This window comes from Companilactobacillus kimchiensis, assembly GCF_001438805.1.
Lineage (GTDB): Bacteria > Bacillota > Bacilli > Lactobacillales > Lactobacillaceae > Companilactobacillus > Companilactobacillus kimchiensis.
In genome coordinates, this window is the sequence record NZ_JQCF01000016.1 from 1 (window position 1) to 23747 (window position 23747).

Here is a 23747-nt window from a genome sequence, read left to right on the forward strand (position 1 = left end):
GCGTTGCACAGCCACACTTGGTAAAGAACCACAATACGATTACTACCATCTTTTTTGCCTTAATGCTCGAGAGCTGAACATGTTATGTTCCACTCTAACTTTTTTCAAATGACAATACGTATATCTTGCAACCTCAAAAATAAGGTAGTATTATATGGAATTCATAAAGAAACTCGGAAACAGTTAGCCCTCATATGCTATGGTTTCCGAGTTTTTTGTGAATTCAAAAAAATCCCCCATTGTCTTTTCTTCTAAAAAGGCAATGGGGGATTTTTCGTTAAGCAACCTGATAAATTTTAACTTCTGGAGCTTGATTCCATAAAGGTTGTAGACCTTTGAAGACATCATTTAAAAATAAATCACTCTTGAGATAACTATTAGCATGTTCAACACTATCAAAGCCATGCATCACTTGCACATCTTCATCTCTAATCAAAAATTCTTTTGATAAAGCACCACCAATTGTATTTAAAAATGGTTCCTTATAGTCGGTATAAACTTTAGCGGCAGCTCCGCGTTTATCTTCGTCGATTTTCATCGTAATTTGTAAATAAGCTTTAATTGTCATATCTAGTTCTCCTCATTATTTAGTGGTTCTTCACCCTGCATAGTTTCTAGGTAATCCGCTATTTCTCCGTCTTTAAAGATCAATGTGGTAGGTAGTTTCTTAATTTCATATTTCACAGCCAAGTATGGATTCTGATCCACATCAACTGAACCGATTAAAACTTCTTTTGGTAATTTATCTTCCATATTTTGCAAGGCTTCTTCCTGAGCGGCACATTTTTCAGCATCTCGACAGAATCTGGTTGAAAAATTAACTATCGCAAATGGCTTAGCCAATACTTCATCAAAATTTTTCTCGGTTAATATCTTCATATTTTCTTTTCCTTAGGCAAAGTATCGTAGTTTATAGGCGAGGGCGGGAAATACTGGTAAATATTTATCTGCCCAATCTTTTCTCGTTAAACCTAATCCAATCAGATGAACAAAATTATCAATATCATCAGCGGCACTCTGACTAACTTCAGATGCACCAACTAACCTATTTGTTTTATCAAACACTAAACTTAATTGAGCATTATAATCATTCGTTCCTGTATAAAAGAAATCATCCTCGGCCATATGTTGATGATCGACTACTTTATAATCGGGATTTTCTCTAGCTTCATCAACATTAACTCCAACTTGAGCAATTTGTGGGAAAGTAAAGGCAGCTGTGGCAGTAACCGGATATTTGATAACTTTCTCAGTTATTCCTTGGAAATAACCACTCAAATACTCACCTTCAAATTGAGCAACTGATGTTAGTTTCGGAGCCACATTAGGATTCTTACTGACAACATCCCCAGCAGCATAGATTCCTGCCATATTAGTTTGTAAATTACCGTCGACCACAATTCCACCACGATCAGTTTTAATCCCAATTTTATCAAGGTTTAATTTATCCAAGTTAGGCACACGTCCACTGGCATCGACGACTAAATCAGTTTTCAAAACTAACCCTTGTTGAGAGGTAACTTGATATTCAGTCCCAATCTTCTCAACTTGGCTGATTCCATGATTAAAATGGAAGGTGATTCCCTGTTGTTCCATCTCTTCAACTACATATTTAACATGTTCTGGATTAAATGGCATCAATGGTCTGTCCGCAAATTCAACAATGTCTACTTTAGCGCCCGCAGCGTTTAAGATCACTGCCAATTCCATACTGACAAAACCACCGCCAATAAAGGTAATACGCTTTGGCAAAGTATCCAAATTGAAGACTTCATTACTGCTAATGGTTAATTCACTACCTTCAATTGGCAGTTTGTTAGGCTTTTGTCCTGTAGCAATGACAATCTTTTCAGCCCAAATCTTTTGATCACCGACTTTCAAAGTGTGGCTATCAATAAAACTAGCTGTTTCCTGAATCGATGTTGCTCCATTAGCCTGGAAATTTTTGATTGAACCATCTGGGTAAGCGTTAAAAATCTGTTTCTTTCGTTTCATCAAATCTTCCCAATTGATAGTGGCTGGGGTTTCAATTCCCTTGCCTAATAATTGACGTGAAGCTAAAACTGTTTTAACGGTACCTTCCAAGAATATCTTTGGTTCACAGCCGGCATTAGGGCAAATCCCACCAAACTTACCGCCATCGATCACAGCAATCCTCTTCTGAGAATCCTTCATTCCATTAACAAACATAAAAGCGGCCGGACCACTCCCGATTACCGCATAATCAAATTTTTCCATCATCTTCTCCATTACTAATCAGTATATTGTGCTAAAACAGTTTTTAATTGATCTTTCATATGAAGTCCAACTAACTTATCGACCACTTGACCATCTTTCTTAACTAGCAAGGTCGGAATCGACATAATTCCATATTCACCAGCAGTTTGTTGATTTTGATCAACGTCTAACTTACGAAAATTAACTTTGCCTTTCATTTCAGCATCTAATTGTTCAATAATTGGGCTTTGCATTTTACATGGTGGACACCAGGTTGCCCAAAAATCGACTAGTGTTACCCCAGTATCAGTTTCTTTTTTAAAATTTTTATCAGTGACATTTTTTATCATAGTTTTTACCTCGTGAATTATTAGTTTAAAGATTTCTAAAATCTATTCAACTAATTAATTGAATAGTTAAACTATATCATCATTTTTTAATTCGTCAACCATTTAGATTGTAAAAAAATAAGCATCCAATTTAATGGATACTCATTTATTTTGTTTTTAAAAATCTTTGCCAATCATAATAACTTTCATTTAAACTGAAAGCACGCCGACCATTGTCATTCAATAAACGCGTTGCCATGTTCGTATAGGCACATAAATGGCCTCGACAATAGACGATAATCTCTTTATCAGTCGGAACTTTATCCAATTCTGATTCCAATTCATCAATTGGAATATTAATGGCTTGATCAACATGACCAGCTTCATATTCATCTTGTGGACGCACATCTAACAATTCAATATTATTCTGTTGCATCTTGTCATAAGCCTCTGCCAAAGTTAAGGTATAAACTTCTTCCGACTCATTATAACTATTTTGAATTTGTTTAATCGCTGATAATTGTTCCTCGCCAACATCACGTAACTGATAAAACATATTGGTGATACTCGCAGTAGCTAATGAATAAACCACAAAATTCTTATCCCTGGTTCTTTTAACTAAGTTGCCTTCACGTAATACCTGCAAATGACGTGATGTATTGGCAATACTTAACCCAGTCGCAACAGCAATAGCTTCAACTGTCTTAGGACCTTGCGTTAACAGATCCATTATTTCCAAACGTTTATTACTAGAGAGGCTCTTACCGATCTTAGCCAATTCCGAATATAAACTGTTCTTATAATTCATAACTTTTTCATCTAACATGATATGCCCTCACAGACTATTCAATTTATTTATTGAATAGTGTACAGATTGACACTGATTCCGTCAATTAAACTGTATCTGATAAGACCCAATTCCTTAATCACTATTATTATATTCAAATATAATTAATATAAAAATCTTGATACAATGAATATAAAAAGTCCCACAAATTATTATCAACTTGCGGGACTAATTTTATGCTATTTTAAACCATCATAGATGTGATCAATATTCCATTTCATCATACTGTAATAAGTATCACCATCTGTTCCTTTTTTAGCTAAAGAATCCGTGAAAATCTTAGAATAAATCTCTAAGCCTGTTTCCTTGGCTACTTTGTCCATCGACTTGGGTGAAACGGATGATTCAACGAAAAGATGTTTAACTTCGGTTCCTTTGATTTTACCCAAAACAGCTTTCATCTGTTCCGGTGTTCCCTGAGCTTCAGTGTTGATTTCCCAAATATAAGCTGGTTTTACATGATAAGCTGCTGAGAAATACTTAAACGCACCTTCCGACGTAACTAACAACCGTTGGTTTTCAGGAATACTTAAGTACTTAGATTGAGCTTCTTTATGTAGCTTTTCTAACTTAGCTACATATTCATCCGCATTATCTTCATAAAATGATGCATTCTTGGGATCCTTTTGTTTTAAAACATTAGTAATGGTTCTGACATACTTGATACCATTTTCTAAATCTAACCAAGCATGTGGATCTTCTTCTTTAACATTGGTTGTTAAATGCTTAGCCTTAACATCTTCACTAGCTGAGAAAACTTCTTTGTCAAATTTTTTATGAGATGTTTTAACTAGCTTAGTAAACCAACCATTTCCACCAGTCTCCAAATTCAAACCATTGTGGAACATCACATCAGCGTCGGCTGACTCAGATACATCGGTTGGTTGCGGTTCATATTCATGCGGATCAGTTCCTCGTTTAACGATACTGTAAAGTTTGATTCGATCTTTACCAACGTTATGAACCATATCCTCTAAAATTGAATTAGTTGTTACAACATGCAATTTTTCATTATCATTCGCTCTGACGGCACTGCCATCTCGATGATGTAAGAACATGTAAACTCCAGTTATCATCGCAATAACTGCTACAAAAGTTACAATTATTTTTTTCATCGAGTTACGCTCCTTTTTAATCTAAAGAAGTTTTGTTTAGGTGAAAAAATAAATGAGAAGGCAAACAACAAGGCTGCCACAATTACAATTGCTGGACCAGATGCCCAGTTAAATGTGTAACTAAAGTACAAACCAGTAATCGATGAAACGACACCCATTATGGCTGAAAGAATCAACATTACACCTAATTTATCAGTCCAGAGAAATGCGGTCGCTGCTGGTGTGATCAACATTGCTACCACCAGAATAATTCCAACTGTCTGCAAGGCTGATACAGTTACTAATGTTAAAACTAACATCAAAGCATAATGAATCACTTGAACGTTTAGACCATACGTTTTGGCATAAGTTTCATCAAATGAAGTTACCAATAATTCCTTGTAAAAAATAACTACAAATAAAATCACGATTCCTAAAACAACTGCCGTGGTCATAATATCAGAATCACTTACAGCCAGGATATTTCCGAACAAAATATGGTGCAAATTGGTTGAGCTTTCAGCCATTGAAATCAAAATGAATCCCAAAGCATAAAAGGCACTGAAGACGACCCCAATTGAGGTATCAGTCTTGATCTTACTTCTTGAAGCCACAAATCCAATTAATAGGGCAGCCAATACTCCAAAGAGTGACGCTCCCACTAAGATATTGATACCTAACATATAAGCCACGGCCACCCCGGGTAGCACCGCATGGGAAATTGCATCCCCCATCAATGACATACCTCGTAAAATAATAAAACTACCGATAATACCTGACATAATACCAACCATCACGGCGGTAATTAAAGCACTTTGGAGAAAATCGTATTTTCCCAACGCGTTGAAGAAATCAATTAATGATGTCATCACTACATACCTTCCTTGTCTGAGAATAATACCGAAGAAAGGTCTGCACTGAAGGCACTCTCAATATTTTTAGAATTATATACTTCTTTCGCTGGTCCAAAATCAACAATTCCATGATTCAAGATTACTAGATCATCAAAGTATTTAGTCACTTTGTTCAAATCATGATGGATAACAATAATCGTTTTATTTTCATCGCGCCATTGTTTCAGAATTTTCATAATGGCTGTCTCACTTTGAAGGTCGATTCCGACGAAAGGTTCATCCAAAATAATAATCTCAGCTTGTTGCACAATTGCTCTGGCTACGAAAACTCGTTGTAACTGTCCACCTGAGAGGTTACCAACTTGTCGTTTAGTAAAATCCGTCAATGAAACTTGAGCTAAAGCAGCATGGCTAGCTTGTTTTTCGTTCTTACCCGGGCTCTTGAATAAACCTAATTTTCCATAAGTTCCGATCAGTACTAAATCAAAAACATCAATTGGGAAAGTTAAATCTAAATCCTTGCGCTGCTCCACATAAGCAATTTGCTTCTGAACTGACTTAATTGGTTGACCGTCATAATCGACGTGTCCTTGTCTCGTTTTGATCAAATTCAAAATGGCTTTGATCAAAGTTGATTTACCTGCACCATTCGGTCCAATGATTCCAGTGATTTTTCCAGCGTTAAAATTAACGGCAACATCAGAAAATACTGGTGTGTCATCGTAAGCGACAGTGAGGTTCTTAACTGATAACATAAGAATCCTCCTTATTGGCGAGTTTCCTCGCTCTCATGCAAGAGTATCATATACTTCATGACGATTCAACGAAAATGTTAGGCTTGATTAATTATATTATTAAGTGCTAATTAATTTAATGAATTTATATAAATCGGCTTATTAAATTAATATAAAAAAAGCCTTCAAAAAATTTTCTGAAGACTTTTTTCATATCATTATTCTATTCTCTTTCAGCACGTTTCTTACGGCCATTACTCTTCAAATTGTCCAAGACAAGTTCTTTTAATTCATTCATATCAAAACCATAAATCTCTGATAGCACTAATAATAATTCTCCATCAATAACCCGATTTTTATCAGTTTCAATTGAACTCAAAACCGAAGTTGATGTGGAAAAATTATATTTATCTTGAGCAGTGTCCACAACTTGTCGCATAGTTAATTCTTTGAAAAATCGTTTTGTCTTCAAATACTTACCAACTGTCATCATCACTAAATCAACTCCAATCTTTCATATAGGCTATATTAATTTACCATACGAATTTATCTAAAACCAATATTTATGTAATAAAATTTCATTTACAAATCAAACTGAAAAAGAATTAGAAAGCCCTCAGCCCTCTAATTCTTTTTATTTATTTGTACTATCAACAACTGTCCAAGTAACGGTCGAGCTATGAACCCCTGATTCTACTTGACCAGTCTGACGTAGTAACAATCCAGTATTATCTGTCCAATCAGAACTGACGCTAGTTGGTGTCTCACTAGTTTTCGTACCTGAAGCAATATTAGTTAAGTTATCCGTAATTGGTTCTTCAGCATTGCTAGTCTTATCAACATAAACAATACCACCTTTCCAATCATCAGATAATGGTGTAGCCTCCGCCGATAGATTCCACTTAGAACCATTTGCTCGCGTATCGGTTACCATAACTTGCCAATCATTGGCCCGTTTGATCAATTTATCATATGGTAATGCCTGTACCGTTCGGAAGGTACTGGTCTTCGCAACTGTTAATTGCAAACTAGCAACAACATTGATATTAAATGTAATTTCATTTGATGCTTTGTGTGTAGTTTTATCAACTACATATAAAACCAATTTATGTTTCCCAGTCGTTAATTCAGAACCCGATAAATTAAACGTAAATGGATTAGCTGACATATCTGAAATAGCCATCTCATCGCTACTGTCATCCAGTCGCGCATGAATTTCCATGTTAGACGGCGTCACTGTAGTATTATCACTATAAGAAACCTTACCTTTCAGGTTAACTGGTTGCCCTAACAGCGCATCAACGTTGGTATTATCAACAGCTTCCAGTTTAACGTTAGCAATGTGCTTAATGACAAATGGTTTAGTCATAACATCTTTTTGCAAATCAGTCCCATCAAAACTAGAGTGAGCTGATGCAACATTTGTATCAACCGTATCGGATCCACTGTTAACAGTTCCTTTGAAAGTAATCTTAGCGGATACAATATTATTTTTCCAAAGAGCTTGGGCTAATTGATGTTTTACTTCATTATTAGTCATCCCGCTGAATTCATCCATCGACTCAGCCGTTTCCTTACCAGTTGTATCCTTATAGGTAATCAACGCACTATCGTAATCAATTTTATCTGGCAATTTTATATCAGCCACAATATTATTCCAAGGTTTAGAACCACTGGAATAACTGAGGTTATAATTAATATCAACTTTATCACCATCATAAACCACATTACGATTAGGGTCTTCTGTTGTCACATCATCAATATAGCGATCCGATGTCTCATCATACATAGTTGAATTTGCTTCAGCCTCAACAATAGCCGGAATTGACTCGAAGATTACTAGGTTATTTTCAGTATCACTACCAGTTGAGCCTGTGAATCCCCAATACAATTGATTACTACTACCCAAATTGAATTCATCCAATTTAATTGGATAATCCTGATTTATTGTTGGAGTTTTTGAAATACCATCAATTGTTTTATCATCATATTTCAAATTTATTGTAGCAACAGTAGGAGAACTGTTTGTTGCCGGATTCCAAGTCATTGTTACATGATGCCATCTATCATCTGTTAAAAAGTTTTTAGGATATGTTGCACCAGACACGGTAGAATATGGATTCAAATGAACCATTTGTGCACCGTTACTACTACCAACCAAATATGTTGCTGGATCAGCTGGATAATTAGCGGCAATATGGTTCGTAGTATAACCTACACCTGGATAATCATCAAAATTGTTACCAGCACCATCGTGATAATTAGGATGTGTATCAAATTCCAAAGCCCAACTATTTTGAATGGCTAGATTGGCTAAAGTTGACGATGAATCTTTAACACTAGTTTCTGATCCCCAGACACCTAAAGATTCACCCTTAAAACCACCCTTAGGAATACTAGTAAATGTACTGTCATTATCATTTTGAAGTACAAAAGCCATCCCGTCACCTGTATCTTTAGCTCCGGATAATCCAGCTACACCTCCAAAAAACATCCACATAGACATAGTTTGTTTCTTATTAATATCAATATAATTACGATTGTCTACCTCGGTTTGATCTCTTTTAGCCCAAATAGCACCAATTTTAACAACCACGGGGTAAGTAGAACCATATTGAGTCAATTTAATAACATCAGCGTTACTTTTATTTTCCCCTACTCCTGGAGTTAAAATCTGAGTATTATTATTAGCAATATTAGGGACATTGAACCAAGTAGTAATATTGCTTAATCCATCAGGAACTGTCCTATCGACCCCATCACTACTATTAGGATTATTAGATAAAACTGTTCCTAAAGATGTTTGTGAAGCTGCTGATACACTTTGCTCATTAAAATTAATCATTAAAATTAAAACCCCTAAGGTTAAAAGCATAAATGAACTAATTAGTTTTTTGATAAAATCACCTTCATAATAACTATCATTTTATTTATATTATAAATGCTTCTAACACTAATTTGTTCTTTATAGCTCATTTGAAGCAATATATTACTAACGAAGCAATATATTACTAACGATGAATATATAGTTCATATATTTAATAAAAATAGTTATACTTACAATTTAAACACCATTTTTTATAATTGATACAAAAAAAAAGTATCCTATTTATTAGGGATACTTTCGTTTAAATCTTATTATTTATTAGCGGAAATCGCAGCGTTAACAGCAGCTTTTTCGTCTTCAATCAACTTAACATTAGTTTCAACAATCTTGATATCCATTTGGATTTCACGAGTCAAACCTGGTGTATTAACTTTTGGTTCAAAGAAGGCTTTGAATTCAGCTAAACGCTCTGGTGTATGGAAAATATTAGCTGTTACAGTGATGAAACTTGAGAATTCCATGTCACCACCGACAGTCTTTTCAAGCCATGACCAGTCATTTCTGATCCAATCCCAAGCAGCCTGTTGTGCTTCGTTATTAGCCAAAGCTCCACGATACCAAGCACGAAGGTCTTGAGGTTTAACGGTATTAGCATCCTCAAATTGTCTGATCAATTCTTCAATCAACTCAGTCTTTTGAACATTAGTTGCAGCAACGCAGACATCAGCTTTATAACTTGGGTCTGATGACTTACGATATTCATCTAACAAATTGTTGAATAATGTGACACTACCGTAGTTCTTAACTTCATTTCTCAAAACTAACAAACGAATGTCAGCTGATAATCCAGCCAAATTATCTTTATTAGCAGTGAACAAGTCATGAGCAGCAACAATGGCTTTTTTATTATCAGCATACAAAGCAGCGTTCAAGACATATGGACGTGTTAATTGGTCGTCGTTTGATTCGCCAGCTCTTGGTTCCCAGCCCAAACGTTCAACTTGTTTAGCACTCAACTTGTCATAGAAGGCTTGCAAAGCTTTTTCTTCAGTAGAATTTGGTTTGACAAACTTCTTCAAATTGTTAGCTACACGATACAACGCATCATTAACGATTGTTGACTCACTGTCGGCAAAGCCAGGTAACAATGGCACGATAGATGCATATGAAATTTCACGAGCATCAGCAAGTAAACGTTGATCTTGAAGCAAACCTAGTTTGGAAATATTGTCGACTGTATCAATGTTATCTAAAATATCTTTCAACAACGCATCATCATATTTAACGATAAAGTGTGAATTGTTGCCGACATTTAGACGAAATGGTTTGCCAGCATCTTGACGTAATTCATCGTAGTCGCCCAAAGTAATTGTTTGATCAGCCATGATTTGTGGTGCAACATCATAGTTACTGTTTAAAGGAATTTGCCATAGACGGCCTTCATCCTTACCTTCACCGATAAAGAATTGTTTTTGTGACAAAGTAAGTTTGCCATCAATAACTGAAGCATTAACCACTGGATAACCAGGTTGTTCGAGCCATGAGTGCATAATCTTACCAACTTCAATACCAGAAGCATCACCTAAGGCATCCCATAGGTCATCACCTTCAGCGTTACCATACTTGTGGGCAGCAAAGTATTGTTTCAAACCTTTACGTAAGTTGTCATCACCTAATAAAGCGTGAACCATAACTAACATTCTGGCACCCTTGGCATAAACGATAGCTGGGTCAAACAAAGCATCGATTTCAGCAGGATTATTAACTTGAACGTGAACAGATTGTACACCATCTGTAGCATCACGTTGTAAAGCAGCGGGAACATCTGATTCTTGGAACATTTCCCAAACATGCCAGTCAGGTTCGATAGCATTAACTGAAACATATTCCATCATGTTGGCAAAACTTTCGTTTAACCAGAGATTATCCCACCACTTCATTGTGACAAGATCACCGAACCATTGGTGAGCCAATTCATGAGTAATAACTGTGGCAACAAGCATCTTAGTATCAAGCGCAGTATTGTCAGGATCGATCATCAAGTAAGCTTCACGATAAGTTACTAGACCCCAGTTTTCCATCGCACCAGCTGAGAAATCAGGCAAAGCTAATTGCCATGAATGTGGTAATGGATATGGAGTTTGATAGAAGTCTTCGTAGAATTCAATGGCACGTTTAGCAATGTCCAAAGCAAAGTCTAATTCGTTAGGTTTGTGAGCTTTAGTAGCAAAGACACCAACTTCAACACCACTGGCTGTCTTAGTCTTCTTTGATTGAAGATCACCAAAAGCAAAGGCAATTAGGTAAGTTGACATACGAACAGTTGTGTCAAAATAATGAACGCCATCTTCTTCACGGATTTCTGGCATATTAGCAATAATTGTTTCGCCAGGTTTTTCATCAAATTTAATTGCAATATCAAACTTAGCTTTAGCTTCAGGTTCATCCACACATGGGAAGGCTTGGCGGGCAAAAGTAGTTTCAAATTGAGTACCGATAATAACTTTCTTTTCACCGTTAACTTCATAATATGAAGGATAAATACCCATCATTGAGTCAGTTAATTTAGTGTGATAACTGATGACCAAAGTAGTCTCACCAGTTTTTTCAAGATTAATATGAATACCTTCGTTTTTGTTATCAACTGTGAAAGGTACATCTTGATCGTCAGCCTGCACTGATTCGATTTCTAGAAATTTTTGGCTGATAGAAATGGTTTTAGCTTTAGCATCACCATTGATCTTAGTTGTACCAGAGATTTCTTTAGTTTCACGATTAACATCAATGAAGATATCATAGTGTTTTGGTTGGAATGTATCATAAAAGCGAGTTATTTCAGACATGAGTTCCCCTTTTAATACTTTTTTAATTATTTTCTAATTTATTATAATCTTTACATTATCTTACTTTCAATAAAAAGTCACTTATATCTGTAATTTATTACGTTCAGCCGTAATTCGAGCAATTTTTTTATGCAAAAAATTCTTCTGGGATTTAATACCTTCTATTTTATGATCAAGGTCAGTATCTAGCCGTTTTAAAAAGGCTATTCCTTCATCGTAAGCTGATACATCTTCAGCATTATCAAATATTTCCATCATTCGTTTAGTCTCGGCCACCGTTGCACCCAGATTTCTCAAATGTGTAACTCTGCTGAGCTCTTCTAAATTAGCTTCAGAGTATTCCCGACGACCTCTGGTATCACGTTGAACTTTCGTCAATAAACCTTCTTTTTCGTAATACCTTAGTGCATCATAGGTGACATCAAATTCATCCGCAACTTCTTTGATTGAATGCATAATTTATCTCCTGAAATCATTTGCTTGCGCTAGTGTAACACCAGCGTGCTAGAATAACTAACAATATAATTGTGAGAGGAAATAAATATGAATAACAAAATTATTACTTTAGTAACTGGAGCCAATCGTGGTATGGGATTAGAGCTTGTTAAAGAGCTGAGTAAAAAGGGGCAACAAATCATTATGGGCTCACGAGATTTTAACAAAGGACAGGCTGCAGCAGCTGGCATAGAAAATGTAGACGTTGTTCAATTAGATGTAACTGACAATCAATCAGTCAAATCTGCTTGCAAAACTATTACCGACAAATATGGAAAATTGGATATCCTAATCAACAATGCTGGAGCCATATTTGATCATTGGCAAAAACCTTCAGAAATTTCCCAAGATTCACTCCGTGCTGATTTCGATTTAAATTTTTTTGGCCTAATTAATCTTACACAAACATTTCTACCACTTTTAAAACAAAGCAAACAAGCAAAAATTATTAATATTTCTAGCATGATGGGATCCATGACTGAAGCTTTAAATCCTGAATCAGAAGTATATCGTGCCAGCGCTGTTGGCTACCAAGCATCTAAATCAGCGCTTAATATGTTTACTGTACAATTGGCTAAGGAACTTAATAAAGAGAACTTTCCAATTACCGTTAATTCGATTGATCCAGGAATGGTCGCAACTGAATTTGGCGGTTCAACTCCTGAACAATCTAAAGAAATGGGTGCTAAACCAATTGATTTTGGTGTTGCTCGAACGGTTGAATTAGCTACCAATTTTGATAATAAGGATACTGCCACTTTTTCTAATACCCATGGACCTGTAGCTTGGTAAACAAATAACCTTCACTTATCACATTACGTGAAAAATGAAGGTTATTTTTATTGCGGTGTATCTTTTAAAGTCCATTCAATTGTCCCAGTGTAACCACCGGATAAATTAAAGCCATTATTTTTTAACAAAATTCCATCATCAGAATTCCAATTCCCACCAATATCAGTCACAACGTTGGTATCAGAATCCTTACTGTTACCTGAGGCAATCGATATTTCATTGTTAGACAGGGCTGTGGCAATTCCATTATTGACAAAGGTCATCCCACCATTAAATTTCTCATTATCAGTATTGTGGAACATCCCATTAGTTTTAGCCGTCAAAGTCCATTGGGATTTGTAACTATTAACTGCCAATTTCCAATGTTTATTCTTGCGTTGAATGTAATCTCCACTTTTGGAATCGTATGGAATATCCGAAAATTCATAGTTATCAGTATCTAATTCTAAAATCTTGTCCAGAAAACTAACTGTATAATCTATCGTATTAGTTTTACGACCATACGGATCGGTAAAATACATTGGGACTTTATATGACCCAGTATTACTGGTAATTCCTAAATCATTCTTCAACTGTAACGTTGTATTTAATACTGTCGGAGTCTTAGTAGTTTCAGTTGGTTTAGCATTAATAAAAGCTTTAGTTCCAACGTTCTCCACTACGGCCACACCGTGTAGGTCTTCTGAATTCAATTCATAATCTGTATCATCTTGGTACTCATAAGTATCCGCAAAAGAAACTTGTGATTGTGTCCCACCTAGACTGATATTTTCCTTTTCCGTCGTTATCTTAGGTGTGATGTCAGGTACATTGACAATATACGTGACTGTTTTCGAATGAAAATTATCCTTAGTCAAAGTTAATTGAATTTCATTTTTACCAACTTTCAATCCTTTAGCATCCGGAACACGTGCCAAGTATTCTCCCAAAGTTTCGGTAGCCTTTTGACTGCTGGCTATTGGTGTAACTTCGTATGAAATTGAACCCTCATCAGTAATCGTCACAGAAGACAGATTCGCAAAATCGCTATCCGATTGATTTTTGATTTTTGCATTTACTATGATAGTCCCCTTGTGTTCCAAATCAGTTGCTGCCAAATAATCATAGGTTCCAGTTAACTTGACTGGTTGATTATCATGTACCGTAATTTCCCTATCTTTGGGTATAAAAGTTATTCCCTGATCAATAACCTTAATTTTATAAGTTATTGTTTCGGATTCTTGACTGCCATCACTGACATAAATTTTAGCTGTATGATTGCCAATAGTTAATGTATTAGCAGCCAACTTATGATTTAAATCAATTTTAGTACCTGATCCAGTTGTTACAGAATTTTTTGAATAGTCTTCATCATCAAGGGATAGATAATATTTAATCTTAGTGGCATCGAGGTCACTACCATTTTCGTATGTGATCTGTCCTTGCAGGTAACTATCAACGGATTTTTCAATCACCATATCAGTCTTCTCTGCTGACAAAAGCAGCTTGCTTTTATCCGTTACCGTAATTTTATAAGTTACTACATTAGATGAACGGTTAAATGAATCTGTCGCTAAAATTTCAATTGTATGTTCACCAACACCTAAATCATTGGCCAAATAATCCAATTCGTAAGGCACTGATGTCATACCAGCAGTCGTGGAAAGAATTCCATTGTCTTGCTTTTTACCATCTATTTTCGTTTGGAAAGTTAAACCCAAGTCATTAAACTGAGTTCCCTTAGCATAAGTAATATTTCCTGGTAAAGTTACGGTATCTCCTAATTTAACTTCTGAGGATAAAGTCCCCGTCGGTGTAATATTTAGCGAATCATTGTTGATAGCAAATTTGTTCGTCATCGAATCATCTGTGAAATAATCACTTCGATAGGAGGTATGAGCTTTATCGACAATTGTAAAATCTTTACTGCTACCATCGGAAATGGCTTTACCAAATAATTGAATTTTGACATTACTATTAGTTGTGTCCATTGATGTTAACGTCAAATTCAAACTAGTTTTATCTGCTGACAAATTATCAGTTGTAATCGGAACTGTCTTATCGCTATAAATAATTTGCCCAATATTACCATCGCTATTCTTCGTAAAATCAACATTCTTCGGTAAATTCATCACGGTTGTAATGTCACCTGTACCACTATTACCTGAAGTGTAATTCAGCGTGTAGTCAAAACGTAGATCATCATTATTACCAACACGATAAGCACTAGTTGGCTTAGTTTGAACGACTGAATTGGCTTTATCTAAATCATCAACTGTTCGATCCTGAGTTACATCATAAAGTCCTGTCGTAGCTTCAACGTTTGCAATTGCTGGCATCTTCTCGATAATGATAGCTGTTGTTTGAGCAGTGGCTTTAGTTGAACCATTGCCAGCTGTGAATCCCCAACGAACCTTACCATTGGTCGAATTTAGTTTGCTGATATCAATTTCAATATCTTCTCTAGATTTATCCCAATCGTTGAAATCTTTTCCCGTCCCATCATAATATTTGTCATTAAAAATATATCCAAAATGGGCTTTAGTTGAACCCGTTGCCGGTTTTTTATAGTTAAAAACAAAATGTTTCCACGATGATTTCACGGTAGAATCCTGATTATATCCCGCTACTGTCGCATTAGGCGCTAAAACATGACCTTTGCTGTGATCCATTTGATAGGCATATCCAGTTGATAAATTAAGAAACGAATATCTAAATTGATTTGCAGTATAGATTGCTTCTCCTGGATAGTTCCAAGCTAAATGTTGTCCTTTAACAAATTCTGAACCATTACTATCCAAACCTCCATCAAAATAATCATCATGAACATAACTACTAGATCCCATCGTACCATTCTTTAATGAATCAAATTCTAACGCAAAACTATTCTGAATCGCCCCATTTTGAAGATTATATGTACTACTAGTAAGGTCTGGAGCTTTGTTGGCACCCCAAACGCCTAATGTTTCACCACCAGTTGGTTGACCTGCACTATTACGGGCAATGGCATCATCTTTTTTGGCATCATTTTGTAAAACAAAAGCCATTCCATCGGGTGTCTTGTCATACGCATTTCCCATATAGATCCAAGCAGAAACTGTTTGGTTCTTAGTTAAATCAAAGTAATTAGTATCATAATTACCCCAAAATGAACTCAATTGAGTTTTGGAAATATCACTGGTCATCTGCATAATATCAGTGGTATTGTTTTGTTCTCCTTGATAAATAAACTTAGCATCATTAGTTACTGAAGATGTTTTACCACTGAAATTAGATATCTTATCCAAAATCGTTGTGCTCAAATCCATCCCCGCCGGCGTATTGGCATAAACTTCAGCCGTACTCGGAGCCGCTTTAACAGTGATTGTTGATCCTAAAATAAGTAAAAGAGGAAATAAAATCAACATGAAGATTGCATTATATATCTTTTTTATTTTCATAAAATTCACCTCTTGGCAAGTGGATTTAAAGTGTTTTAAAATCTTTAGTATAAATATTTTACAAGGTAATTTATAAGAAATTAATTCATGTTTGTATAAGATTTTTATTAATTGTTGAGTATTTTATTATTTATATCTCAAATACCTACTAATCAAATTACGAATTTTTCTAAAAATTAGTAAAAGCCAGTATTGACTGAGATAATCAGTTAATATTGTTTATAGGGGAATTTATAATGAGAAAAAAATTGAGATTATTACTTATTTTATTATGGATCGTTATTATTGCGATTTTTATCATCGCCGGATTAACTAGTGGTTGGTGGTCACTGACACCAATTGTTGCCTACAATCGTCCACAAGGACCTTTCGGTTGGTTATTTACCATTACACTTGTTTTATCTTTAATAGATTTCCTATACTATCATTTAATTAGTCCAAATAAAAAGTAGCCTCTCACGAGACTACTTTTTATTTGGTATTCAAACCTATACTATTGTGTGCATAAAGTGTTTCATCACCAATACATCTGCCGCTTTACGATATGGTTGTAACATGAAATTCTCATTGAACTGATGAACATTAGCCATAATTCTCTCCTATTTATCACTAACAATCAATAATGATTTAATAGCTTCACGTTTATCCATTGCTTCATAAGCAGCTTGGATTTCGTCTAACTTAAATCTCTTAGTAAAGACCTTGCCAGGATTGATTTCGCCTTTTAAAGCAGAATCTAATAAGATATTTTTATCATCAGTTGTAACTGAAGCAATCCCGCCACGAAGACCGGTATTTTTCCAGAATAAGTTATTAGTATTCATTTCTGCTTTTTGAGGTACGCCAACACGACCAACAACTGCACCGGGACGTCCGACTTTAATAGCCGTATCAACCGATTGTTCGGTTCCAACACATTCAAGTACCGCATCTGCACCTGTTCCTGTTAGTTCCATAACTTTAGCAACCGCCTCATCACCACGTTCAGCAATGATATCTGTTGCCCCAAATTCTTTGGCTAATTTTTGTCTATCTTCGTGACGACTCATGGCAATAATTCGTTTGGCACCAAGCAATTTGGCAGAGATAACTCCACTTAAACCGACTGCACCATCACCCATAACAACGACAGTGTCATTCGATTTAACTTCAGCACTAGTTGCAGCGTGGAATCCAGTTGCCATTACATCAGCCAAGGCCAAAAAATTATTTAACATTTCATCAGAATAATCTTCAGGCTGACCAGGAATCTTTACCAAAGCCCAGTTAGCATTGGTAAATCTCAAATATTCACCTTGATAACCACCATTGCCACCAGCTTCTTTGTTCAAACAGTCACCATCAAAACCAGCCAAACAAGCCGCACAGTGGCCACAACCATGAGTAAACGGAGCAATTACAAAGTCACCAACTTTAACATCTTTAACTTCAGATCCAACGGATTCAATCACACCAATTGCTTCATGACCCACAGTTGATCCAGATTCACGTTCAGAAATTCCACGATACCACCACAAATCGGAACCACAAACACAAGCCCGGATAATTCTAATAATGGCATCAGTGGGTTTTTGAATTTCTGGTTTGTCATATTCTCTGATTTCCATCTTACCTGGTTCAATAAAAGTTGCTGCTTTCATAATTTACTATCTCCTCAAATTTTAATTTAGTTCCTGAATCCAGTTTGATAATTTGGCCGTGGCCGACTTCTCATTACTCAAATCACCAGAAGTCATTCCTAATCCGGGGTTAACTTTCAAGCCATTCAACAATTTTTCAAAATCAGCTTCATACTTGTCATCGCTACCGGCACTCGTGTGAAATTGAGCAATTTTTCCATTAAAATCACCTACTTGTTTCAAAAATGAACGAATCGGTGTTGCTACCTGTCCACTCCAAACTGGACTACCAACTAAAATTAAATCATAATCATCCAATTTAGAAATTTTATTAACTTCTGGTAAATCACCTGATGCTATTTGTTGATTAGCAATCTCAGAAGTTTTATTCATATCATTTGAAAACGTATCAGCACTAACTTTTATTTCTTCAAGTTTGCTTTCAGTAATCTTTTGTAATAATTTTGCCATTCTGGTTGTTGTTCCTGACCAAGAATAATAAACAATCAATGTTTTTTCTGACATATTACTAACTCCTCTATTTAATTATTATTCACCAACTGAAACATTTATTTAAGAAAATAAATCGATTTCAAATTTATACTTGGCTAAATTTTTCTTCCATTATTTCAAGTATCTGTGAATCCAAAAACATGCCATATTTATTCCATAACTATCTTTTCTTAACTTACAAATACTATCTTACAAGCAAAAACTTTCCCAATCAATTCTAATGGCAACGGCAATTGATAAGTTTTACTTATTGATTAAAATGACAGAAATAACCAATTACTCAACTATTTACTAATCATCCAAATGTTCTTCACGTGATTTAAGGAATTTATCCATAGCTGATTCTAAATCTATCGATTGACTATCGGCCAAAGAACTTAACCACCAGATAGATTCAGCAATTTTATACTCCAAAGTTGGATCATTTGAATCGGTTGGCCAGCTACCCTCTTGCGCCATTATCAAACGTCCAACTAGACCGGCATCTGTCAAAAAAGCCAATGCATCCTGCTCTGGTGTCCAAGCATGACCATCTTGTTTTAACTCTAAGCGATGATATTTCTCTCTAATTTTACGTGAACGGTCTGTTAATTCATTGATGTCCATAATAATTCCTCCATAAAAAAACATAGACATCGTAATAATGACTATGTTTTTACTAATCTATTTTAATTTTCCAACTTCAGTTAATTTTGCTAAAACTGAGTGCTTATTTGGTGATTTTTTAATTGCTTCTGACAAATCTTTTCCCGCCACGTTACCATGGTGCTTACCATCAGCCCAAGGTTCAACGTCAGTCACATCATAAACGATACCATCAATTGCGACATAAGCTGGTTTGCCATTTTCGCCGTTATATTCCTTCAATTCCTCAAGAGTAATTTGCTTGTCTGCCATATTAATAACCTCTTTCGTATAATTTTTCTTATAACAAGTTAATTATGACACGTTTCATCAAAAAGATTCGCCTTTAATGCTTTTAAATTAATAATGCAACCGCATACAAAAAGGATTATGATTTAACCATAGTCAAAATCATGGAGGTTTTAATAGTATGGAAACTTTTGAAATGATTCAATCACGTAAAGCAATTCGCGAGTATTCCGGACAGATCACTGACGAGCAATTAAATAATATTTTGATTGCCGCCAATGCGGGATCAGCTGGCATGAATGAATTTGAAAACTATCGTCTAACCGTTATTCAAAAACCAGAAATTTTATCACAATTGACTGGGATCTATGGTGCTCCAACTGTTATCGTCGTTTCATCCACAGATGACAATGTTATGGCCGGAAATTCAGCTGGAACAATCGTTCACGGTATGGAATTAGAAGCTGAAAACCAAGGACTTGGTGCTAATTATAATATGGCTTGCCTCGGTTCAATTCCTGTTGGTGTTGTTCCTGATGCCTTCCAACCAATCTTTGCCATAACGCTTGGTCAAACAACTGAAAAATTCACTCACAGAGAAATTCCTTTAGACAAATTTAAAACGAATTTTGTTAAATAATTGCCATCATTAATCGCTATTCTGCATCATTTCATATAAAATAATGCAGAATAGTTTTTTATATGGAGAAAATATTATGGATAAACCAATCGTTGCAATGGAAATAACTGTCAAATTACTGGATTACAAACCATCATCTTGGCGAAAACTTATCGTTCCTATCACCTTGCGTTATGATCAACTGCATGTCTTAATCCAGTTAGCTTTTGGCTGGAAAAATTCACATCTATATTCATTCATGCCCAAACATACAGATATTGAATATCTAGATTATGTTGATGAACTAGAAGATTATTACAATACACGTCCTCTAGCAGCTAATGAATATTATCCATATCAAGACCTGGTCAATGATTCTGTAACTTATACTTATGATTTCGGAGCCGACTGGCGTCATCAAATCACATTAAAACGTACTTTAACTTTTGACGAATTACAAAACCAGCCTTTACCAAGTTGTACCTTAGGTAGCGGTGGAACTCGTGATGAATTCGGTGAAGATCCTGAACAAATCACCATTCCCTACAACCACAAAAATATCAATCAGATGTTTGAACTGTGGGCCCGTGCTGGTGAACAGATGATCATTGCCGACGATATTGGACTGCAAGATCATTTTAAAGAATAAAAGAAACTGGAATCTCTTAATCAAAGGGATTCCAGTTTCTTTTATTTAAATTCTGACCCAGAAACATTTTCTGGATAAAATGCTTCAGTTTTATCTCGTTGCATTAATAGTTTCCAATAACTTTGGGCAATCTTTGCTGGCGCCATTTCAACAGAACTCCCTATCAATCCTTGGATAGTCACTAGTCCAACAAAAATATCCTGACTAGCCACTTGTTCATGCAAAGTATACGCATAACTACGCAAAGCGGCTTTGGTTAAAGATAATGTTGAAGCTTTTGCCGATGGACAAATAGCTGCTCCGCCACCTGTAAAAATAATTGAACGTTTCAATTTGGGATTAGTTTGTTTGATGAAGGCTTTTGATGAAACGATGGCACTCAAAACATTGGTCTTAAAAATATCATTGATCAAATCAGCATTACTTGCTAATGGATCATCCAAATGTTTATTACCAACATTGAAAACTAAATGAGTCAATCCATCATCTTTGGCAGCTATCTCTGTCATCATTTTGGTCACTGCTTCAAAATCATTTACATCACAGACATAATTTGTTGTCGAAATATTTTGACTAATTAATTCTTTAGTTGCCATGTCCAGCATAGCTTGATTTCTTGAAACTAAAATTATCCGCTGACCTTTTTGACCATAGAGTTTGGCCACTTCGAATCCCACTCCATTATCTGATCCAATCACAATTGTCGACATACTTAACCTCCTAAACTATCTATCGCTTATGCTACACGGTTCGGTTTAGAATTTGAAATCATTAAGCCCATTTATTAAGAATCAACTGTCCAATTTCTTACCAATGTGCTTCCAAAACAAAGTGACTGCCATCGATCAAATGAACTTTGGTATCCTTATCATCTTTAACAAAAGCTTGCACCTTGATAAATAAATTTTGGATCATTTTTACTCCAGACTATTAAAATTTTGCAACAAAAAATGACAGTAAACTCAAGAACCAGTTGCTGTCATTTTTATTTGTAGCAAATAAATAATTTTTAAACTTCTTCTTCGATTGTTTCTGTTTCTTCATTTTTAACTGCTGCGACTTTTTGCATTTTACCTAAAACTCCACGAGCAATTGGTCCAACAATCAACAATTGCAATGGTAAAGCAACTATCAAGTTAAAAATCCAAGTATGACCGTAAGTAGCTAAGATATGTCCTCCAGCTAATTTACCTTCGACAGCAATTCCGAAGAATGACATCAAAGTTACCATTCCTAGAACCATCAAAACTGAAATTGTGATTCCGATTAAAACAACATTTTTCTTCATATAATCATTGATAATATATTTGAAAGCCAATCCTTTAGCAATTGGTCCAACAACTAATAGATCCAATACAATGGCTACTCCAAGGCCAAGTGGATAGGCCTTTAAAATTGCCAAAACTAATCCTGCACTCAAACCTTGTGCCATAGCGACATTATAGCCTGTCATTACAAGCACCATCAATCCGGCCATAATGGCAGTGAATACTACTTCTTCTTTTAAATTACGTGGCATATATTTATATACTCTCCTATATTTTGAATCTTTCTTATGTTTTGTTTAGTTGTTTAAGAATGCCACTCTCCGCAAGGAAGAAAAAAGTTGGCTGGAACATAGCAGGGCACAACTTGGAGCCTCTTTTCAAGAGCCTTCAAGCTTGGCCTTTTACTAATCCGACAAAACCGGTCGAATAAGTAAAATCTCGCTATTGAGCCATTTTTTCTTCTTTACTCCGAGCTAGGTCTTTGTTTCTTTTGTTTTTGGTTGAAAAATAATAATATTTTCCTACGTTTAATAGATTTAATAATAATCTCTATTCATCAATAAATCTCAACCAACAAATACACTAGCCTGGAGCAAGAATAAAAATCGGCTCAGTGTTGAAATTGTTCTTAGTGGGGAACCCGCTTAGAACAAGGCCGAGCTTGAAGACTTTCGTCGAAGACAAAAAGCTCCAAGTCGCGCCCAACACGTTCCAGTCGAATTTTAATTCTTTCGGAAGGCGGCAAAAAAACAACAAAACTAAGAAAGATCATTCTTAATCACAGAGTTTCAATATATCACGTTAAAATTTTATTCATAAGTTACAATTTGATTACATTTTATATAGCGATTACATTTTTCCGCCAAAAACAGGATACAAACTAGCATCACCATAATCCATTTTATCTAAAGCAGCTAAACTTCTCATATCTTCAGCTGAAATTTCAAAATCGATGTCGGCATTAGATTTCATATGATCAATATTTCCAGTCTTAGGCAAAACGACTACATTTAATTGCCAATCAAAACGAATGCACAATTGAGGCACACTGACATTATATTTGGCAGCCATCTTCTTAATAACTTCATTGTTCATCGCAGCACCGTGAGCAATTGGTGAAAAGGCTTCGACAACAATGCCATTGTCTTGTGAATATTTAATAAGATCCATGGGGGTCTCACCAATATGGATTTGGATTTGGTTGACAGCTGGTTTGGTATCACTATTCTTGATCAAGTTGTCCAAATCTTCTTTTTCAAAACTAGAAACACCAATAGTCTTTAACTTACCAGCTTTGACGGCATCTTCCATTGCACGCCAAGTTTCCAAATTGCCTTCAAAATGACGATCTTTGGATTGGTTAACTTCAGCCCAAGGTTGAGGATTATGAATAATCATCATATCCAAATAATCCAAACCCATCTTGCTTAAAGTATCATCAATCGATTTTTTAGCTTCATCATAATTTTTAATTTCAGCAGCAACCTTGGAATTAACAAAAATATTTTCACGTGAAACATCGGCTTTACGCACACCCTCACCAACACCACGTTCATTGCCATAAGCTTGAGCAGTATCGATATGACGATAACCAACTTTAACTGCATCTTCAACGGCCGTAGCTACTTTATTGTCAGGAATTTCCCAAACACCAAGCGCTAACTTAGGGATTTTGATTCCATTATTCATTGTAAAAGTTTCATCATAAACTGACATAAATATCCTCCTCAAATTCTAATCACATCCATTATAGAT

Annotated in this window: 24 protein-coding genes; 4 read left to right on the plus strand and 20 right to left on the minus strand. The window is 35.5% G+C overall.

Annotated features, from left to right (window positions below):
- Positions 1-277: 277 nt before the first annotated feature.
- The 12 genes from IV57_RS08415 to IV57_RS08470 all read right to left on the minus strand — a co-directional run bounded on the left by IV57_RS08415 (position 278) and on the right by IV57_RS08470 (position 12201).
- Positions 278-568: a hypothetical protein gene (locus IV57_RS08415; RefSeq protein WP_057881080.1), complete on the minus strand. Its 291-nt coding sequence runs from the start codon at positions 566-568 to the stop codon at positions 278-280.
- A 2-nt stretch (positions 569-570) separates the two neighbouring features.
- Positions 571-879: a thioredoxin family protein gene (locus IV57_RS08420; RefSeq protein WP_057881081.1), complete on the minus strand. Its 309-nt coding sequence runs from the start codon at positions 877-879 to the stop codon at positions 571-573.
- A 12-nt stretch (positions 880-891) separates the two neighbouring features.
- Positions 892-2238 (minus strand): dihydrolipoyl dehydrogenase family protein, encoded by a 1347-nt coding sequence (locus IV57_RS08425; RefSeq protein ID WP_057881082.1) that lies wholly within the window; start codon positions 2236-2238, stop codon positions 892-894.
- A gap of 14 nt (positions 2239-2252) precedes the next feature.
- On the minus strand, positions 2253-2567 hold the full coding sequence (gene trxA / locus IV57_RS08430; protein ID WP_057881083.1) for a thioredoxin: 315 nt from the start codon (positions 2565-2567) through the stop codon (positions 2253-2255).
- A 145-nt stretch (positions 2568-2712) separates the two neighbouring features.
- Positions 2713-3372: an ArsR/SmtB family transcription factor gene (locus IV57_RS08435; protein WP_236704349.1), complete on the minus strand. Its 660-nt coding sequence runs from the start codon at positions 3370-3372 to the stop codon at positions 2713-2715.
- A gap of 200 nt (positions 3373-3572) precedes the next feature.
- Positions 3573-4508 carry a metal ABC transporter solute-binding protein, Zn/Mn family gene (locus tag IV57_RS08440; protein WP_057881084.1) on the minus strand — a complete coding sequence of 312 codons (936 nt, stop codon included), beginning with the start codon at positions 4506-4508 and terminating at the stop codon, positions 3573-3575.
- The gene (locus tag IV57_RS08445) at positions 4505-5356 is read right to left on the minus strand and encodes a metal ABC transporter permease (protein ID WP_057881085.1); all 852 of its coding nucleotides are present in this window, start codon (positions 5354-5356) and stop codon (positions 4505-4507) included. Before IV57_RS08445 ends, IV57_RS08440 begins: the two co-directional genes overlap by 4 nt.
- Positions 5357-5358: 2 nt before the next feature.
- The gene (locus IV57_RS08450) at positions 5359-6096 is read right to left on the minus strand and encodes a metal ABC transporter ATP-binding protein (protein ID WP_057881086.1); all 738 of its coding nucleotides are present in this window, start codon (positions 6094-6096) and stop codon (positions 5359-5361) included.
- A gap of 202 nt (positions 6097-6298) precedes the next feature.
- The gene (locus IV57_RS08455) at positions 6299-6571 is read right to left on the minus strand and encodes a hypothetical protein (protein ID WP_157051939.1); all 273 of its coding nucleotides are present in this window, start codon (positions 6569-6571) and stop codon (positions 6299-6301) included.
- 138 nt (positions 6572-6709) lie between these two features.
- Positions 6710-8920, minus strand: coding sequence for an L-type lectin family protein (locus IV57_RS08460; RefSeq protein WP_057881088.1), 2211 nt, complete (start codon positions 8918-8920; stop codon positions 6710-6712).
- A 293-nt stretch (positions 8921-9213) separates the two neighbouring features.
- Positions 9214-11745 (minus strand): M1 family metallopeptidase, encoded by a 2532-nt coding sequence (locus tag IV57_RS08465; RefSeq protein ID WP_057881089.1) that lies wholly within the window; start codon positions 11743-11745, stop codon positions 9214-9216.
- 81 nt (positions 11746-11826) lie between these two features.
- Positions 11827-12201 (minus strand): MerR family transcriptional regulator, encoded by a 375-nt coding sequence (locus tag IV57_RS08470; protein ID WP_057881090.1) that lies wholly within the window; start codon positions 12199-12201, stop codon positions 11827-11829.
- Between the two features lie 87 nt (positions 12202-12288).
- Between IV57_RS08470 and IV57_RS08475 the strand changes: the two genes are divergently transcribed.
- The gene (locus IV57_RS08475; RefSeq protein WP_057881091.1) at positions 12289-13032 is read left to right on the plus strand and encodes an SDR family NAD(P)-dependent oxidoreductase; all 744 of its coding nucleotides are present in this window, start codon (positions 12289-12291) and stop codon (positions 13030-13032) included.
- A gap of 47 nt (positions 13033-13079) precedes the next feature.
- Here IV57_RS08475 and IV57_RS08480 read toward each other — a convergent pair whose 3' ends face one another.
- The gene (locus IV57_RS08480) at positions 13080-16451 is read right to left on the minus strand and encodes an L-type lectin family protein (RefSeq protein ID WP_057881092.1); all 3372 of its coding nucleotides are present in this window, start codon (positions 16449-16451) and stop codon (positions 13080-13082) included.
- A gap of 236 nt (positions 16452-16687) precedes the next feature.
- Between IV57_RS08480 and IV57_RS08485 the strand changes: the two genes are divergently transcribed.
- Positions 16688-16903, plus strand: coding sequence for a hypothetical protein (locus tag IV57_RS08485; RefSeq protein WP_057881093.1), 216 nt, complete (start codon positions 16688-16690; stop codon positions 16901-16903).
- Between the two features lie 147 nt (positions 16904-17050).
- Here IV57_RS08485 and IV57_RS08490 read toward each other — a convergent pair whose 3' ends face one another.
- From IV57_RS08490 to IV57_RS08505, 4 genes are all read right to left on the minus strand, one after another.
- A complete protein-coding gene (locus tag IV57_RS08490) occupies positions 17051-18091 on the minus strand; it encodes a zinc-dependent alcohol dehydrogenase family protein (RefSeq protein WP_057881094.1) in 1041 nt (346 codons plus the stop codon).
- Positions 18092-18112: 21 nt separating this feature from the next.
- Entirely contained in the window at positions 18113-18595 is a 483-nt protein-coding gene (locus IV57_RS08495; protein WP_057881095.1) for a flavodoxin, read from the minus strand.
- 279 nt (positions 18596-18874) lie between these two features.
- Positions 18875-19189, minus strand: coding sequence for a nucleoside triphosphate pyrophosphohydrolase family protein (locus IV57_RS08500; RefSeq protein WP_057881096.1), 315 nt, complete (start codon positions 19187-19189; stop codon positions 18875-18877).
- 57 nt (positions 19190-19246) lie between these two features.
- Positions 19247-19480, minus strand: coding sequence for a cytochrome b5 domain-containing protein (locus IV57_RS08505; protein ID WP_057881097.1), 234 nt, complete (start codon positions 19478-19480; stop codon positions 19247-19249).
- A gap of 157 nt (positions 19481-19637) precedes the next feature.
- Between IV57_RS08505 and IV57_RS08510 the strand changes: the two genes are divergently transcribed.
- Both IV57_RS08510 and IV57_RS08515 read left to right on the plus strand, forming a co-directional pair.
- Positions 19638-20096 (plus strand): nitroreductase family protein, encoded by a 459-nt coding sequence (locus IV57_RS08510; protein ID WP_057881098.1) that lies wholly within the window; start codon positions 19638-19640, stop codon positions 20094-20096.
- Between the two features lie 76 nt (positions 20097-20172).
- Positions 20173-20724: a plasmid pRiA4b ORF-3 family protein gene (locus tag IV57_RS08515; RefSeq protein ID WP_057881099.1), complete on the plus strand. Its 552-nt coding sequence runs from the start codon at positions 20173-20175 to the stop codon at positions 20722-20724.
- A gap of 41 nt (positions 20725-20765) precedes the next feature.
- Here IV57_RS08515 and IV57_RS08520 read toward each other — a convergent pair whose 3' ends face one another.
- The 3 genes from IV57_RS08520 to IV57_RS08530 all read right to left on the minus strand — a co-directional run bounded on the left by IV57_RS08520 (position 20766) and on the right by IV57_RS08530 (position 23708).
- Positions 20766-21434: an SDR family NAD(P)-dependent oxidoreductase gene (locus tag IV57_RS08520; protein WP_057881100.1), complete on the minus strand. Its 669-nt coding sequence runs from the start codon at positions 21432-21434 to the stop codon at positions 20766-20768.
- Positions 21435-21733: 299 nt separating this feature from the next.
- Complete coding sequence (locus IV57_RS08525) at positions 21734-22243, minus strand: DUF2798 domain-containing protein (RefSeq protein WP_057881101.1); 510 nt, start codon at positions 22241-22243, stop codon at positions 21734-21736.
- A 598-nt stretch (positions 22244-22841) separates the two neighbouring features.
- A complete protein-coding gene (locus IV57_RS08530; RefSeq protein WP_057881102.1) occupies positions 22842-23708 on the minus strand; it encodes an aldo/keto reductase in 867 nt (288 codons plus the stop codon).
- Positions 23709-23747 lie beyond the last annotated feature (39 nt).